A 15,887-nucleotide genomic window follows, 5' to 3' on the forward strand; every position below is an offset into this window, starting at 1 on the left:
CAGCGGCGTGCTTGCCGTTGGTCTTTTTTTGCGGGCTGAGAAAAAGCTTGCTTATTTTAGTGTACTACGTATAATGATACACATAATACAAAGGAGGCGGCGCAATGAAAAATCCAGCGCAGGGCTTGGCTTACTACGAGGCTTTAGTGCTTAAGATTAAAGAGCAAATTTTGACTGGCGTATACGTGGCTGACGATAAGTTACCCTCCGTCCGCGAGTTAGCCGTGGCAGAGAATCTGAATCCCAATACGGTTGCTAAAGCCTATAAGCAGCTCGAAGCCGACGGGGTCTTGTATGTGCTACCGGGGAAAGGCTCATTTGTGAGTCCACCCCAAGCTGAAAACGACCAGCAGGTCCAAAAGTTCGCCGGTCGATTTAAACAGTTGCTGATTGAGGCCCATATCGGCGGCATTTCGCAGTCACAAATACTAGCGTGGGTTGCAGAAGAATATGAGGAGGCGGGCAAATGAGTTTGGTAATCAAGGGTTTAGGCACAAGAATAGGACAACAGCAGATTCTGACGGATATTAATGTCGATTTGCATCCAGGAGAAATTGTCGGCCTAATCGGTCGCAATGGCGTCGGTAAGACCACATTCTTTAAAACAATCCTGCATCAATATTTGCCCAATAGTGGCGAAATTCAGATTGATGGCACGAATGTGACTCAAGATCCTAGTGTTTTTCCGCGAGTCTTCTATCTTGACGATCAGAATTTGTACTTCGCGCATGAAAGTATTCGCTTTGCAGCGCAGTTTGCGGCCATGGTTTATCCCGATTTTGATGGAGACACCTTCTGGCGGCTCATGGCGGCCAACAAACTCCTCGCCAGACAACCATATCGCTTCCTCTCGCGGGGACTGAAGGCTTATGTGCGTGTGAGCTTAGCTGTTGCCAGTGGCAGTCCGTATGTGTTGCTTGATGAGCCATTTGAGGGTTTGGACATCATTGTGCGCGAGCAGATTCTGCAACTCATTGTTCAAGAGGTCGCGGATCATCAGCGCAGCTTCTTGCTGGCTTCCCACGATTTGGACGAGTTAGATGGGTTAAGTGATCGCGTTTATATGCTTAAAGACGGGCAGATTGCTGGCACTTATGATTTGGAAAGTCTCAGACAGCATGCCCAGAAGTTACAGCTGGCATTTAAGGCTGACCAGTTACCCGAAATTGCTCACCAAGGGCAAGTTATCAGTCATCGCGGCCGTGTATACGAAATCCTTTTTAGCAACTATAGTGATGCCATTGATGCTGCTTTACGAGCGGGGCATCCAATCTTGATGGAGCCGATGAGCCTTACCCTGACTGACCTTTTCAAAATGAATCAGGAGGATAACCAATGAAAACAAATGCAGGTCGCTTAATTTGGCGGCGCTATCGTTACTTACTGCTCGCGTTATTGGGTTTAGCGCTATTGTTTGCCTGGATGAATACGGGGTTGTTGAACAAAAATGCGCAACTTGACCGGCGGTATAATCCTACAGCAGAAGAAATTCGCACTGATAAAGATCAACAGGACCTGCGCGAGCACTTAGCGCAATCTCATGAAACACCGGAAACATTTGTTGCCAATCGCGATTCAGTCTTTGAACCAGGTGCGCAAGGCAAGTTCGAAGTCGCCATTGGGCAGGAAGGGCGCAGTCTTGGGCAAGATATCGGTTTAGTGATCGCCGTTTCAGTGATGAGTGGATTGGCTTTGGTCGTTTTTGGCAAATACACGCATTTTCTGGAATGGCTGCGCGGCAGTGGCTTATCCAATCGGCAAACAGCATGGTCTTCTTTAGGTTGGTGGTTAGGCACGTTCAACTTAGCGGTTTTGATCAATCAAACGATTATGTATTTTGTGTTGAAACAGGCGTTGCCAGCGGATGTGATTCACTTGAGTTGGCAAAATATTTTAGCGTTTTTCCTGCTCAACCAAGTGCTTGAAAGTTTATGGTTTGTGATTGGGATGCTTCTTGGAACCTGGTTAGCTCGACCAATTTGGGCGCTATTCTACGGACTGGTGTTTGTGGTAGAACTCAATACAGTGAGATTCGATGGCCGCACGGATATGGCCCAGGGGCTTTCGGTGCAAACCTTGTACTCACCAGGGCAATCAACGGGTCTCGTTCTGTTAGGCGGTGTGATAGTGTTAGTGCTGGGGATGTGGCTGTATGTGTATTTGAGCGGGCAGGTCACGTATGCAGAAGGTTCATTGACCGTTTTTCCTCAGACCGACTATCTCTTCATTGTTCTCTTAGGAGCCATTGTAATCTCAAGTTTGACCAGTAACTTATCTTACTTCTCATGGTTTGGGGTTGGGGTGTCGACCATTGTCATAGGCTTGATGCTTTTTCAAGCGTATGGCAATCGGATTCAAAATCGATTGGCTCGGTAGAAATCCACGCAAAAAAGGACCGGAAAAATTCGGTCCTTTTTTGCGTGGATTTTTAAAACTGAGCAATGAACTCGTTTAGCGTTTAACTTTATAAATTTTAGCGTCGCCATCTGCAACACGAATGACGGCATCGAAATCGGGATCATTTTCAATTGGGCCAAAGTTGAGTTCCGTCAAGCCGGCCTCGCTGACCATATCGCCGAGGCGCGTTTGCAGAATGGTATGAAAGATATCCATATTGTGCGCGCGCTGTTGAATCACTTCACTGGCTTTGGCGAGGGTATAGCCCTCATCCATCATCATTTTGACCATGCTAATGATGGCAATGTTTTTAAGTGTAAACCGTTTATTGCCACCATCTTCATGGCGAATTGAGGCGACCAGGCCCTTTTTCTCCCAGTAACGAATTTGTGTTGTGGTGGCGCCTGTCACACGGCTCGTTTCCCCAATTCCTAATGAAATATCGAGTTGCTTCATTCTTTGGACAACATTATCCAAATTTTTGCGCCTCCTTCTTGACTTTCCAAATTATAGTTGTAAGATAATCTATTGTCAATGTTACGAAATGTGATAAAGATGGGTATATAAATTTTACGAAGTAGGTGAGTTGCATGCAAGTTAAAGACGTGAAAGGTAATTCAGTCAATGTGCCAATGATGGTCATCACCTTGATTACAGGGGTTTTCATTACTGTTCTCAATCAAACCATTCTCGCGACTGCGTTCCCAACGTTAATGAAGGCCTTCGATATTTCGACTGCCACTGTTCAATGGCTGACGACCGGATTCTTGATGGTCAATGGGATTATGATTCCCGTGTCAGCTTACCTTAGCACCAAGTTCCCAACGAAATGGTTATATATCACGGCCATGAGCACCTTCCTGTTAGGCACCGTTATTGCCTTTGTGGCGAATAGTTTTGAAGTCTTGCTGATCGGGCGTTTGGTTCAAGCCCTCGGTGTTGGTGTTACCATGCCATTGCTGCAAAACATCATGTTGACAATTTTCCCACCAGACCAACGCGGTCGGGCCATGGGCTTGTCTGGGATTGCCATCGGGGTAGCCCCCGCGATTGGCCCCACTTTATCCGGTTGGGTCATTGATAACTCCGGTTGGCGGACATTATTTGGGATGATTATCCCTGTCGCTATCTTAGTGATTATCTTATCCTTCTTCTTTATGAAGAGTGTGTTACCAAATACGAACCCTAAAATTGACGTGCTATCCTTAATTGAATCCACCCTTGGTTTTGGGGCCTTGCTTTATGGCCTGTCTGAAGTCGGAAATAAGGGTTGGGGCGATGCCCTCGTTATCAGCGCCATCTTGATTGGTTTAATTGTGATTGCACTGTTTGTTTACCGGCAATTGCACTTGGAGAAACCATTCCTGGAAGTTCGTGTCTTCAAGAACGGAACGTTCACGCTCTCGACAATCCTTGGATCAATTGCGAACATGGCTATGGTTGGGGCCGAAATGGTTATCCCAATGTACCTCCAAATTATCCATGGTAAGTCAGCCTTTGAATCAGGCTTGACCCTCTTACCAGGGGCAGTGATGATGGCCTTGATGAGTCCGATTACCGGGACTGTCTTTGACCGCATTGGTGCCAAACGCTTGGCTCAACTCGGCTTATTCCTCTTAGGTGTCGCAACCATTCCTTATGCCTTCGTGACGGCCTCCACGCCATCCATTTACATCACCGTCTTGTATGCGGTCCGGATGTTTGGGGTCTCCATGGTCATGATGCCTGTGACGACCAACGGGATGAATGCCTTGAGCACTGATATGATTCGGCATGGGACGGCGGTTAACAACACGGTTCGTCAGGTTGCCACTTCGATGACCACCGCGATTCTGGTTTCTGTGTTGACCAATGTGACCAACCAAACCAAACCAGCTTCAAGCTTATTAAAGAGTGATCCATTGAGCTATAAGAATTCATTCTTTAATGCGACCTTGAACGGTTACCACGCTGCCTTCTGGTTTGCGATCGGCTTCAGTCTGCTTGGCTGGGTTCTCGCATTTTTCCTCAAGACAAAGAAAAACCAAAATAAAATTGATGTTGAAGGGGGTAAATAAGCATGATCTTAGTTATTTTAGGTGTTGCGGTCATCGCTTTGTATCTCAGTTTCATTATGATGAAATCCTCCGTCGCTCGTTCCATTCTGGTTGCGATTTTTGGCGCGATTATGCTTGGTAGTCTCGTCTTGATCAGTATGAATGATACCCAACATTTCGGTATGAAAAAAGAAACGGTAGAAACAACTCAAAATATTTACACGGCCTCGCCAAACGCTCAATTGCCGATGCTTTTGAAGCAAGATATTGGGACTAGTGGCAAACACCAAGTCTATATCTATAAACTTTCTGCCAAGGGCAAAACGCAGCATACCAAAGCCGATTATGATGTGCAGAATCAAGTCAAAACGGGCGCGAATAAAGCCACTTTGGTTGAGAAGAAGACCCGCTGGACCTATAAGAGCGACTTCTACAAGAACTTGTTCTTTAACCAAAACCAGCACGAATTAGTGAAGCAACATAACACGTTGAACGTTCCAACCAATTGGACTGTCTTGACGACTACGCAGGCGAAGGCGCTGGGCAAGAAACTCGCCAGCCTGCAAAAGCCGGATGCAGCAACAAAAGCAAAGATGGCAGCCGCCATTCAAGCTGATGTGACTGCCCAAATCAAGGCAAATCCTGCGTTGGCTTCGCAAGCAACTGCGCTAGCTAAGGCTGCGCAAGCGAAGATGCAAGCACAAGTGATTCAAGATACGATCAAACAAGTTAAAGCTACTGTGAAGTAGTTCATGAAAGACCATTTGGCGCTTTGGACGCTAGATGGTCTTTTTTTGCGAGTTGGAACAGGTCATGGGGTGTTTCGAAACCTAAATCATGACCTGAGCATCAACCATTGATAATCCTTATTGTTGTGTGCCGTCACCGCGACAAAAAATTTACCGTGTTAAAGATGGTGACAGAACATCATGCGTGCTATAATCTGTTGTGAAATAATAAACAAGAAAGGAACGCCCATGAATGATTTTCGCCAGCTTTCACCAGCAACCATGAGACGATTACCCTTGTATTATCGTGTTTTTAAGGATTTGGCGCTCAAGCAGGTCGACCGAATCAAGTCTCAGGAATTAAGTGATAAGATGCACATACCGGCGGCCACGATTCGGCATGACTTTGCTGCCTTAGGCGAACTGGGCCGGAGTGGTTATGGCTACTCAGTCTCAGCCCTCAGCGAATACTTCGGTGAATTATTGGCGACCAGTCAAGCTGAGGCGCTAATTTTGGTGGGTGCGGGTCCACTGGGGCAGGCCATGCTGGCCAATAATTTTCGACGTAATCCTGACCTCGAGATTGTGGGCGCGTACGACATTGATCCCGGCGTCATCGGCCAAACCATTCATGGGATCGTGATTGAAGATTTTGCGACAATTCAGGCAGACCCGCGGATTCGCACCGCGATTTTGACCGTGCCAAGCGATGCCCAACAAGCAGTAGTCAGTCGTTTAGAGACCATTGGTATCACCGCAATTTTGACCTTCGCGCCAAAGCCTGCCGAATGCAAGCCTGAGACGACCATTGCGTATGTCGACCTGACTCGAGAATTGCAGACGTTATTATTTGTTGAGAATCATCGTCGAGCGAATTGACGCTACCAAAGCAATTGGTTATACTACCAATAACGCGTTGAACAAGAGGGACGTAGTGGATTTTTCAGCGACAGGGCGGTTGGTGCGAGCCCTGAATGAATCTATGTCTGTAGCTTGCGAGTCCTACCTTGAATCTAGTAGAGGTAGTCGGATAGCTTCCGTTATCGGCTATTAAAGCGGGGGAATGTCCCCAATTTAGGTGGTACCGCGAGTCAACTCGTCCTAATTTTTTAGGGCGAGTTTTTTTGTTCACAAAAATATTCTTGATGAGGTGAAATAATGGAACTTGAGCCAAAGTATAATCCGACCGAAGTTGAAGCCGGTCGGTATGAGAAGTGGTTAGCGCAAGGTGTGTTCAAACCAAATGCTAATCCTGATGCCAAACCTTATTCAATTGTCATTCCACCACCAAATGTCACTGGGAAATTGCACTTAGGCCATGCCTGGGATACAACCTTACAAGACATGTTAATTCGCCAAAAGCGGATGCAAGGTTTTGACACCTTGTATTTACCAGGGATGGACCACGCCGGGATTGCAACCCAAGCCAAAGTGGAAGCTAAACTCCGCGAACAGGGCATTTCACGGTATGATTTGGGCCGGGAAAAGTTCGTTCAACAAGTTTGGGATTGGAAAGATGAATATGCGGCCATCATTCATGCACAGTGGGCAAAGATGGGGCTGTCATTAGATTATGACCGTGAACGCTTCACGCTGGACGAAGGGGTTAGTCAAGCCGTCCGCAAGGTCTTTGTTCAACTTTATAATGAAGGCCTGATTTATCGTGGTGAATATATCGTTAACTGGGATCCGCAAGCACGGACGGCTTTATCCGACATTGAAGTGCTCCATGAAGACGACGAAGGTGCTTTTTACCATGTGAAGTATCCATTCACAGACGGTTCCGGGTACATTGAAATTGCGACAACCCGTCCGGAAACGATGCTGGGAGATACGGCGATTGCGGTGCATCCAGATGATGATCGTTATAAAGATATGGTCGGCAAAACGGTGAAGTTACCGTTGACCGATCGTGAAATTCCAATTATTTCTGATTTCTATGTTGATCGTGAATTCGGGACGGGTGCAGTTAAAATCACCCCGGCCCATGACCCCAACGATTTTGAAGTGGGGAATCGTCACGACTTACCACGAATTAACGTGATGAACGATGACGGGACAATGAATGAATTAGCCGGTAAATACAATGGGATGGATCGCTTTGAAGCACGAAAGGCCATTGTATCAGACCTTGACGCAGCCGGTGTGCTGATTAAAGTCGAACCAATGGTCCACAGTGTGGGTCATTCAGAACGTACTGGCGTGCAAGTTGAACCACGTCTGTCTACACAATGGTTTGTTAAGATGAAGCCCCTTGCTGAAGCTGCCATTAAGAATCAAGCGACGGATGATAAAGTGAATTTCGTCCCTGAACGATTTGAACACACCTTCTTGCAGTGGATGGAGAATATCCACGATTGGGTAATTTCTCGGCAATTATGGTGGGGTCATCAGATTCCTGCTTGGTACAACAAACAATCAGGGGAAATCTATGTCGGTGAAGAAGCACCAGCCGACATTGAAAACTGGGAACAAGATTCTGATGTTCTTGATACCTGGTTCTCAAGCGCTTTATGGCCATTTTCGACCATGGGTTGGCCGGATACCGATGCGCCTGATTATAAACGCTACTATCCAAATAACACCTTAGTCACAGGTTACGATATCATTCCTTTCTGGGTATCACGGATGATCTTCCAAGCGCTGAAATTCACGGGCAAGCGCCCATTCGAACACACCTTAATTCATGGCCTGATTCGGGATGAACAGGGCCGTAAGATGAGCAAGTCCTTAGGCAATGGGATTGACCCAATGGATGTGATCGATAAGTATGGGGCGGATGCACTGCGCTGGTTCCTGGCCAATGGGTCGACTCCTGGTCAAGATACTCGCTTCAGTTACACCCAGATGGATGCCGCTTGGAATTTCATTAACAAGATTTGGAATATGAGTCGATTCGTCTTGATGAATTTAGGTGACTTACAACCAGGCTCAAAGCCCGATGTTGCCAGCTTTGACTTATCTGACCAATGGATTTTCGCCCGGATGAATACGACAGTTGCGACTGTCACTGATTTATTTGACAAGTTTGAATTTGGTGAAGCTGGTCGGGCCCTGTATAACTTCATTTGGAATGAATTTGCCGATTGGTACATTGAAATGAGTAAGGAAGTCTTGTACGGCGACGATGAAACGGCCAAAGCGGCTAAACGGGTTAACTTGGCCTATGTCTTAGACCAAATTCTGCGCCTGTTACATCCGATTATGCCTTTTGTCACCGAGAAACTGTGGTTATCGATGCCACACATTGGCGATTCGCTAGTGACTGCTGACTATCCAGTGACGCACGCAGATTACGAAAACACCACTGCGGTTGAGCAAATGGAATCCATTATTAGCTTGATTCGCGCGGTCCGCAACATTCGCGCCGATGTCAATGCACCGCTATCCAGCCCTGTCGACATTGTCGTGAAGTTACAAGATGCGAGCTTAGAGCCAGTCTTTAAGCAAAATGCTGACTTCATCGATCGCTTTGTACATGCTAAGGAACTTGCCATCGGGACGACAGTTCAAGAACCAGAGATGGCGGCAAGTGCCGTTATTTCTGGGGCGGTGGTTTATGTGCCATTAGCTGAATTGATTGACTTGGATGCCGAAATCGAGAAATTGACCAAAGAAGAAGCAAAGCTCAATCAAGAAATTGACCGCATTGACAAGAAGTTGAATAACCAAGGCTTCGTCGCTAAAGCACCTGCTGCTGTGGTAGAAGAGCAGAAGACTAAGCGCGCTGATTACAGTGAGCAATTAGACGCTATGACGGCCCGCATTGCGCAACTTAAAGCGGCTAAGTAATCGGTAGTATCACGTCTAGAGGTTTGAATAGTTAATAATCGTGCTATGACTAAATCGTCATAGCGCGATTTTTTTTGCGCTTGCCAGGCCGGCGTAAATCCCTTAGTCTGAGTTTAAAGAAGAAAAAGGAGGGGTCCTGTTGCAAACATATGATGAAACACTGGCCTATATTCATGACTTTCCCAGGCTGGCAAAAACTGGGGATTTGCATCGGATTGAACGGCTCCTAGAGGCCTTGGACCATCCCGAAAGTCAAACTTCATTCGTGCATGTGACTGGCACGAATGGTAAGGGCTCAACCGCGAATATGATTAGTCATATTCTTGAAGCCAGTGGTCTAACGGTCGGGCTTTTTACCTCGCCATTTATTATGTGTTTTAACGAGCGGCTAATGATTGACCATCAACCAATTAGCGATGATGATTTGGTGAGACTTACTGACCAAGTGAAAACGGCACTAACACACATTCAGGATGCGGAACCTGATTTCATTGTGACTGAATTTGAATTTGTGACTGCGTTAGGCCTGTTGTATTTCGCCCAACAGGCTGTCGATGTGGCGGTGATTGAGGTTGGCATTGGTGGCTTGGAAGATTCCACCAACGTGATTCTGCCCAAGGTGGCTGTCATCACTGAAGTGGCGCTTGATCATCAGAACATGTTGGGAGATACGTTAAGTGAAATTGCACGGCACAAAGCCGGTATCATTAAAGCCGGCGTGCCCGTTGTGACCGGTGACTTGGTTCCAGAAGCAATGCGCGTGGTTGAACAGACGGTCAAAACTAAGCATAGTCAGTGGTTAGCCCTCAATCGGGATTTCTCAACGGAAGCTCATCGGCTGCACAGTAGTGGTCAAGAGTTCAAGCTACGAGATGCCGAGGGTACTTTGCCAGATATTGCGCTGCCATTAATTGGGCAATATCAAATTGACAATGCTGCTATTGCCATTGAGGCTGCCAAAGTATTCGCCCAAGGCCAGCAATGGCCACTAAATGCGCGCGAAATCCGTCGAGGACTGTCAGTCAGTCAATGGCCGGGTCGCTTTGAAGTGATTAACGATGACCCGATCATCATTTTGGATGGCGCCCATAATCCGGATGGTATCGACCATTTGACCACGGCGGTCAAAACTTGGCTGCCGCAACAACCAGTCGTCGTAATCGCTGGGATGTTGGCCGACAAAGCCTTTCCAGCAATGGCCCAGCGTTTGGCGACGCTTGGCCCACTGTACTTAGTCCCTGTACCAGATAATCCAAGAGCCGCGACAGGCAGTGATTATGATAGTCTGGAAGCCGGCACGACCATGCCAAATTGGCAAAGTGCGTTGGCTGAAGCCATGACTATTCCGGATGGCGTAATTTTAGTCACAGGCTCTCTTTATTTAGTCGCGGCTGTGCGCCAAACACTTCTTGGGGAAAGCGGCGATGATTAAAGCCGTTATCTACGACCTAGACGGCACGCTAGTGGATTCCGAACGCGTCTATCTCAAGGCGAATGCGCAAGCTGCTCAGCAACTGGGTTACGCGTATCAGCCAAATGATTTTTTGCCGCTGGTCGGCGTGGATGAACGCGCCTATCACGCGGCTTTGAGTCACCTGATGGCCGAAGCCGTGATTCCAGAATTCACTCGAGTTTCACAAGCCATTGTCGAAACCATAATGCATAAACCACCGCTCATGCCGGACACGCGGATGACTTTACGGGTTTTGGCTCAGCGCAAATTATCGCAAGCCATTGTCTCCAGTAACCATCGCCACTATGTTCACCAGGTGCTGGCAGCGGCTAATATCAGTCACTTTTTTACGCACATTATCGCCTTTGAAGATGTGCCCCTCGCCAAACCAGACCCGGCGGGTTATCTGAAGATGCAACAAATTCTCGCATTGCGCCAGGATGAAATTATGGTGGTTGAAGATAGTCGAGTCGGGGTCATGGCCGCCCAGAATGCCCATATCCCTGTCGTGCAAATACCAGATCTCGATGCGCCTAACACGACGGGCGCCCCGATTTTGCGCCGCTTAGCAGACTTGCCGACATTCCTGAATCGGTTTCAATGAGTAAACATTTTGCGTAATTTTTTGTGAAAACAAAAAATGGGGGCGGAGAAATGTTACCTCGTGAACGCATTGTAACCTTTGGTGTCCACGCCTTATCGGATGAAGAGTTATTAGCCACAATTATGGGGACAGGGACCAAGACTATTCCAAAAAGTGTCACTATTAAGGCGTTGCTCCTGCAATATCCGCAACTGGCGGGATTGGATCGCGCCACAACGGCTCATTTAATGACAATACCAGGGATTGGTTTGAGCAAGGCGACCTTATTTGAAGCGGCCATTGAGTTAGGCAAACGGGTGGTCCGCCAGCGGGCTTTACGGCAAGGCACTATTGTTAGCAGTCAAAGTATCGGTGAGTTAATGCAAGAGCGGTTGGCCGGACTCAATCAGGAACGGTTACTGGTTTTATTTCTAGATATCAAAAATGCCATTATTAAAGAAGAAATGGTGTCGCTTGGGACCATGACTGCTTCGTTGGTTGACCCCAAAGTCATTTTTCATCATGCACTGCTGCTGAACGCTGGGAAATTCTTGATTGTGCATAATCATCCAAGTGGGAACGAACAACCTAGTGCGGCTGATTACGAAGTGACTAAGCGCCTGCATCATGCCGGTGAATTGATGGGCATCGAGCTCATTGATCATCTGATTGTCGGGGCGAACAACTACTTCTCTTTTCATGAAGAAACAGACCTATTAGGCTGAGGATTTTAAATTTCTTTGAAGATGCCCAATTCTCGCCGACAATTTGGGGAAGACGTTTGGTCTGAAAGCTAAGTATGCTATAATGCTAGAGACCGTAAGTACGGATACGCAGATGAAGGAGAGAACATCTTGTTTGGATTAGGATCAAAAAATATCGGCATCGACTTAGGAACCGCCAATACACTTGTTTACGTTGACGGCAAGGGGATTGTCTTACATGAACCCTCTGTTGTTGCTAAAAACCGTCAAACCGGCGAAGTTATCGCCGTCGGAGAAGAAGCCCGCGATATGATTGGTCGGACACCGGCCAACATTGTTGCGATTCGTCCAATGAAAGATGGCGTCATTGCGGATTACGACACCACAGCCGCAATGCTCAAATATTTCATGGAAAAAGCTTTAGGGACAGGCAATCGTCCACAAGTGATGATTTGCGTGCCTAGCGGCGTTACTGAAGTAGAGAAGCGGGCTGTCATCGATGCTGCTCGAGTAGCCGGCGCACGGGATGCTTTCGTCATCGAAGAACCTTACGCGGCTGCCATTGGGGCAGGCTTGCCTGTCATGGATCCTACTGGGTCAATGGTGGTTGATATCGGTGGTGGGACGACAGACGTTGCAACCATCTCATTGGGCGGGATTGTTTCAAGTCGCTCAATTCGGATGGCTGGTGACAAGATTGATGAAGCTATCATCAGCTATGTCCGCCAGAACTATAACCTATTAATTGGTGAACGGACCGCAGAAGATATCAAGATTGAAATTGGCTCTGCTTCAACAACATTGGCTAAAGACATCGACAGTATGACTATTCGCGGTCGGGATTTGTTAACCGGCTTACCTCACACGATCGATATCTCTGCTGCTGATGTGGCCGTGGCAATCAATGAAGTTGTCGTTGCGATTATTGAAGCAGTCAAGGAAACCTTGGAAGAAACATCTCCTGAAATCGCCGCTGATGTGATTGATCATGGGATTGTCTTGACTGGCGGTGGCGCTTTGTTAAAGCACTTGTCAGAAGTGATTTCTGATGAAACCAGAGTGCCCGTCTTTATCGCCCAGGATCCATTGGATTGTGTTGCCATCGGTACAGGGGAATCCTTAAAGAATATTGAGGTTCTCAAGCGGCGTTAATTTTTGACAACCATGGTTTAACAAGGGGGCGGTCTTCATTTAAAAGACCGTCCTTATTTGTTGATATTTCGCAGGCATCGGAGGCCGCCCATGCAAAAGTATTTCTCAAACAAAAAATTGATTGTATTGATGATTGCGTTTCTAACCAGTTGTGCACTGATTGCTGGCTCAATTGCAGTCCGCAATAATCGCAATACACCACCGTTAGTTCAACAAATTGGTAATGACTTTGTTGGGATTGGTGCGCGTGTTGTGACTGGACCAACTAATTTCATTAAAGCGCGTTTGGCCGATTTCAGTGACCTCAGCAACGCCTACAGTGAAAATCAGCGCCTGAAGGCTCAGATTGATAATCTAGCTGAGACCAAGGTTCAGGTTCAAACACTTGAAACCGAGAACAAGGCCCTAAAGAAACAATTGAAATTGAATGGCACTCTCACGGATTATGCTCAAATTTCGGCCGCTGTCTTGCTCAGATCGCCCAGCGATTGGCGCAATATTCTGGTCATTAATCGTGGGAGTACTGCTGGTATTAAGAAGGACATGCCAGTGATGTCTGGCGCCGGGTTGATTGGTCGGATCGTCGAAGTGAACAAGACTAATTCAAAGGTTGAGTTGCTGTCGACCTCAAACAACGCCGCCAACCGGTTTGCAGCCAACGTGATTACCAAAGATAATAGCACGGCAAATGGTGTGATTACTGGCTATGACGCCAAGTCCGGTCAATTGATTTTAGGTCAACTTAATACTGAAAAAACCATTAAAAAAGGCGATAAAGTTGCGACATCTGGTCTCGGTGGGGCAACACCCAAAGGCCTATTGATTGGCACGGTTACCGCTGTTAAAAAGGATGACTTTGGTCTAGCAAACAACGTGTATATCAAGCCGGCCGGTGATCTCGATGATGTCAGCGTCGTGACGGTAATCTCTCGTAGCTTGGATGGTGAGTAACATGCAACTGGAACGCACCTTCAAAAAGCACTGGGTGGCGCCATTAATTTTATTTATTGCCTTAGTCTTAGATGGGGCTTTGACTCAACTTCTGGAACAGTGGACCATGACGCCAACCTTCACTGCCCCTTCGCAGCTGACCTTGTTGGCTTTGATGATGATCGTGATTTTCTTGCCTAACGAGAACTGGATTATGGGATATGCTGTGTTGACGGGGCTGGTCTATGACAGCTTTTATACCGGCATCCTGGGTGTCAGCACGCTGCTGATGCCATTGGTGGTTTATCTAATTGAGCAAATTCGGCCGTATATCCTACGCTCGCCGGTTTTTGTTGGCATTGTCGCGGTGATTACGTTAACCGTCTTTGAGTTCGCTAATTACATCATGAACCAGGTGCTCGGGTTCGCCAATGTCGGCCTCGCTGCGATGATTGCCAATCATCTGGGACCAGGTCTCATTTTGAATTTGGTCTTATTGTTCATTGGCTATTGGCCTATGTCACGTTTATTGCTAAAATTAAATAAAGTGTAACTATTTGGGGTGAGTGTGTGGAAACTGTAATCTTAAAGGGCCGCAAGGATGGGTTCGAATTAATGCTGGCTGACTGGGCCGATTTTGACCAAGTCACGGCCGACCTAGAAGCCTTATTAGTTCAATTGAATCAAGATACCTCAACCGAAAGAGTTGAATTCTCACTTGAGAGTGGGAATCGGCTTTTTGATGAGGCGCAAGCGGCAACCATTACGCAAATTTTTGATCGGTTTCCTCGCTTCACCGTTCGCCAATTACATAGCAATGTTGGCCCGACTGCGGAATTAAAACAGCGTTTCTTGAATCAAGCCATTCATTTAGGTGGCGGTATTATTCGCTCAGGTCAACGGCAGGCCTTCAATGGCGATGTTTTGTTCTCAGGCACGTTACATAAAGACGCCGTCTTAGAAGCGACCGGTTCCGTCTTTGTCTTAGGGGAGATTCATGGTTTAGTCATTGCTGGGTCTGACGGTGACGCCAGTGCAGTTATCGTCGGCGATGTCAGTCAAGCAACCCAGATTCGGATTGCTGATTCTGTCGATATCATCGCGGATCGCAATGTGGCCGGCACTAGTTTAAGTTACGTGAACGATTTACATATTCTTGAGCATGGCGATGCCGCCCAGTTGAAAGACTTGCGGCCACGGCTGTTTCGGAAAATGGAGGAAATGTAATGGGAACATCTCTCGTTGTCACATCAGGTAAGGGGGGCGTCGGCAAAACGACGACCTCAGCAAATATTGGGACAGCTTTGGCCCTGCAAGGTAAGCGGGTCGTGATGCTGGACTTAGATATTGGCTTGCGTAATTTGGATGTTGTTTTGGGCTTGTCAAACCGGATTATTTACGACATTGTTGATGTCGCCACTGGTCGGGCCAAATTGCACCAAGCCTTGATTAAAGACAAACGGTTTGATGATCTCTTATACGTTTTGCCGGCTGCTCAAAATGCTGATAAAGATTCTGTGATGCCTGAAGATGTGGTCGAGATTGTTAATCAATTGCGCGATGACTTTGACTTTATTATTCTGGATAGCCCAGCAGGGATTGAACAAGGCTTTAGAAATGCCAGCGCCGGGGCCGATGGGGCGATTGTCGTCACCACGCCGGAAGTGTCCTCGGTGAGCGATGCGGATCGGATTGTTGGTTTGTTAGAACAACAAGAAATGCCAATCGCACCTCGCCTGGTGATTAACCGCATTCGACCACACATGATGACCGATGGCCGGTCAATGGATGTGGATGAAATTACCAAACATTTGGGCATCGGATTGCTCGGCATTGTGGTGGATGACGATGAAGTGATTGCCAGCACCAACAAAGGCGAAACCGTCGTCATGGAACCAGATAATCCCGCCAGTCAGGGTTATCGGAATATTGCCCGGCGTTTGTTAGGCGAAAGTGTGCCCCTGATGGCAATCGAAGAGAAGAAGCCTGGCTTTTGGGCTCGGCTGTTCCGGCGTAACTAGTCGCGTGTTGCTTGACAAATCGTTTGTGAGCGCGTATTTTTAACACAACATTTAAAACATTGATTGGGAATGCGATTTTGGTAGGTTGTCA

The 15,887-nt window shown here is 47.2% G+C and carries 16 protein-coding genes and 1 other annotated feature; of the genes, 15 read left to right on the top strand and 1 reads right to left on the bottom strand.

What is annotated here, in order from left to right:
- Window positions 1-104 precede the first annotated feature (104 nt).
- Genes FC34_RS00950 through FC34_RS00960 form a run of 3 tightly spaced genes read left to right on the top strand, consistent with a single transcriptional unit; the run spans window position 105 to window position 2,376 of the window.
- Window positions 105-470, top strand: a complete 366-nt coding sequence (locus FC34_RS00950; RefSeq protein WP_057893507.1) for a GntR family transcriptional regulator — start codon at window positions 105-107, stop codon at window positions 468-470.
- The gene (locus FC34_RS00955; protein ID WP_057893508.1) at window positions 467-1,339 is read left to right on the top strand and encodes an ATP-binding cassette domain-containing protein; all 873 of its coding nucleotides are present in this window, start codon (window positions 467-469) and stop codon (window positions 1,337-1,339) included. The genes FC34_RS00950 and FC34_RS00955 overlap by 4 nt, the downstream gene beginning before the upstream one ends.
- Window positions 1,336-2,376 carry a hypothetical protein gene (locus FC34_RS00960; protein ID WP_057893509.1) on the top strand — a complete coding sequence of 347 codons (1,041 nt, stop codon included), beginning with the start codon at window positions 1,336-1,338 and terminating at the stop codon, window positions 2,374-2,376. Before FC34_RS00955 ends, FC34_RS00960 begins: the two co-directional genes overlap by 4 nt.
- 75 nt (window positions 2,377-2,451) lie before the next feature.
- Here the strand turns inward: FC34_RS00960 and FC34_RS00965 are convergent, their stop codons facing one another.
- Complete coding sequence (locus tag FC34_RS00965; RefSeq protein ID WP_083479235.1) at window positions 2,452-2,853, bottom strand: MerR family transcriptional regulator; 402 nt, start codon at window positions 2,851-2,853, stop codon at window positions 2,452-2,454.
- A gap of 134 nt (window positions 2,854-2,987) precedes the next feature.
- Between FC34_RS00965 and FC34_RS00970 the strand changes: the two genes are divergently transcribed.
- The 12 genes from FC34_RS00970 to minD all read left to right on the top strand — a co-directional run bounded on the left by FC34_RS00970 (window position 2,988) and on the right by minD (window position 15,796).
- On the top strand, window positions 2,988-4,454 hold the full coding sequence (locus FC34_RS00970) for an MDR family MFS transporter (RefSeq protein ID WP_057893511.1): 1,467 nt from the start codon (window positions 2,988-2,990) through the stop codon (window positions 4,452-4,454).
- Window positions 4,455-4,456: 2 nt separating this feature from the next.
- On the top strand, window positions 4,457-5,182 hold the full coding sequence (locus FC34_RS00975) for a DUF4811 domain-containing protein (protein WP_057893512.1): 726 nt from the start codon (window positions 4,457-4,459) through the stop codon (window positions 5,180-5,182).
- Between the two features lie 228 nt (window positions 5,183-5,410).
- Window positions 5,411-6,040 carry a redox-sensing transcriptional repressor Rex gene (locus FC34_RS00980; RefSeq protein ID WP_057893513.1) on the top strand — a complete coding sequence of 210 codons (630 nt, stop codon included), beginning with the start codon at window positions 5,411-5,413 and terminating at the stop codon, window positions 6,038-6,040.
- Between the two features lie 28 nt (window positions 6,041-6,068).
- Window positions 6,069-6,268: a binding site (T-box leader), on the top strand.
- Window positions 6,269-6,319: 51 nt separating this feature from the next.
- Complete coding sequence (locus FC34_RS00985; protein ID WP_057893514.1) at window positions 6,320-8,953, top strand: valine--tRNA ligase; 2,634 nt, start codon at window positions 6,320-6,322, stop codon at window positions 8,951-8,953.
- 139 nt (window positions 8,954-9,092) lie between these two features.
- Entirely contained in the window at window positions 9,093-10,385 is a 1,293-nt protein-coding gene (locus tag FC34_RS00990; RefSeq protein WP_057893515.1) for a bifunctional folylpolyglutamate synthase/dihydrofolate synthase, read from the top strand.
- Entirely contained in the window at window positions 10,378-11,010 is a 633-nt protein-coding gene (locus tag FC34_RS00995) for an HAD family hydrolase (protein WP_057893516.1), read from the top strand. The genes FC34_RS00990 and FC34_RS00995 overlap by 8 nt, the downstream gene beginning before the upstream one ends.
- 50 nt (window positions 11,011-11,060) lie before the next feature.
- Window positions 11,061-11,714 carry a RadC family protein gene (gene radC / locus FC34_RS01000; RefSeq protein WP_057893517.1) on the top strand — a complete coding sequence of 218 codons (654 nt, stop codon included), beginning with the start codon at window positions 11,061-11,063 and terminating at the stop codon, window positions 11,712-11,714.
- 129 nt (window positions 11,715-11,843) lie between these two features.
- Window positions 11,844-12,845, top strand: coding sequence for a rod shape-determining protein (locus tag FC34_RS01005; RefSeq protein ID WP_057893518.1), 1,002 nt, complete (start codon window positions 11,844-11,846; stop codon window positions 12,843-12,845).
- Window positions 12,846-12,935: 90 nt separating this feature from the next.
- Window positions 12,936-13,796, top strand: coding sequence for a rod shape-determining protein MreC (gene mreC / locus FC34_RS01010; protein ID WP_057893519.1), 861 nt, complete (start codon window positions 12,936-12,938; stop codon window positions 13,794-13,796).
- 1 nt (window position 13,797) lies between these two features.
- Complete coding sequence (gene mreD / locus FC34_RS01015; protein WP_057893520.1) at window positions 13,798-14,328, top strand: rod shape-determining protein MreD; 531 nt, start codon at window positions 13,798-13,800, stop codon at window positions 14,326-14,328.
- A gap of 17 nt (window positions 14,329-14,345) precedes the next feature.
- Window positions 14,346-15,002 carry a septum site-determining protein MinC gene (locus FC34_RS01020; protein WP_057893521.1) on the top strand — a complete coding sequence of 219 codons (657 nt, stop codon included), beginning with the start codon at window positions 14,346-14,348 and terminating at the stop codon, window positions 15,000-15,002.
- Window positions 15,002-15,796 carry a septum site-determining protein MinD gene (minD, locus tag FC34_RS01025; RefSeq protein WP_057893522.1) on the top strand — a complete coding sequence of 265 codons (795 nt, stop codon included), beginning with the start codon at window positions 15,002-15,004 and terminating at the stop codon, window positions 15,794-15,796. Before FC34_RS01020 ends, minD begins: the two co-directional genes overlap by 1 nt.
- The last annotated feature ends 91 nt before the right edge of the window (window positions 15,797-15,887 follow it).

The organism is Lacticaseibacillus brantae DSM 23927 (genome assembly GCF_001436115.1).
GTDB classification, from domain to species: domain Bacteria; phylum Bacillota; class Bacilli; order Lactobacillales; family Lactobacillaceae; genus Lacticaseibacillus; species Lacticaseibacillus brantae.

Coding starts and splice junctions, on each gene's coding strand:
- FC34_RS00950 (WP_057893507.1), top strand. CDS start 105: ATGAAAAATCCAGCGCAGGGCTTGGCTTACTACGAGGCTTTAGTGCTT.
- FC34_RS00955 (WP_057893508.1), top strand. CDS start 467: ATGAGTTTGGTAATCAAGGGTTTAGGCACAAGAATAGGACAACAGCAG.
- FC34_RS00960 (WP_057893509.1), top strand. CDS start 1,336: ATGAAAACAAATGCAGGTCGCTTAATTTGGCGGCGCTATCGTTACTTA.
- FC34_RS00965 (WP_083479235.1), bottom strand. CDS start 2,853: ATGAAGCAACTCGATATTTCATTAGGAATTGGGGAAACGAGCCGTGTG.
- FC34_RS00970 (WP_057893511.1), top strand. CDS start 2,988: ATGCAAGTTAAAGACGTGAAAGGTAATTCAGTCAATGTGCCAATGATG.
- FC34_RS00975 (WP_057893512.1), top strand. CDS start 4,457: ATGATCTTAGTTATTTTAGGTGTTGCGGTCATCGCTTTGTATCTCAGT.
- FC34_RS00980 (WP_057893513.1), top strand. CDS start 5,411: ATGAATGATTTTCGCCAGCTTTCACCAGCAACCATGAGACGATTACCC.
- FC34_RS00985 (WP_057893514.1), top strand. CDS start 6,320: ATGGAACTTGAGCCAAAGTATAATCCGACCGAAGTTGAAGCCGGTCGG.
- FC34_RS00995 (WP_057893516.1), top strand. CDS start 10,378: ATGATTAAAGCCGTTATCTACGACCTAGACGGCACGCTAGTGGATTCC.
- radC (WP_057893517.1), top strand. CDS start 11,061: ATGTTACCTCGTGAACGCATTGTAACCTTTGGTGTCCACGCCTTATCG.
- mreC (WP_057893519.1), top strand. CDS start 12,936: ATGCAAAAGTATTTCTCAAACAAAAAATTGATTGTATTGATGATTGCG.
- mreD (WP_057893520.1), top strand. CDS start 13,798: ATGCAACTGGAACGCACCTTCAAAAAGCACTGGGTGGCGCCATTAATT.
- minD (WP_057893522.1), top strand. CDS start 15,002: ATGGGAACATCTCTCGTTGTCACATCAGGTAAGGGGGGCGTCGGCAAA.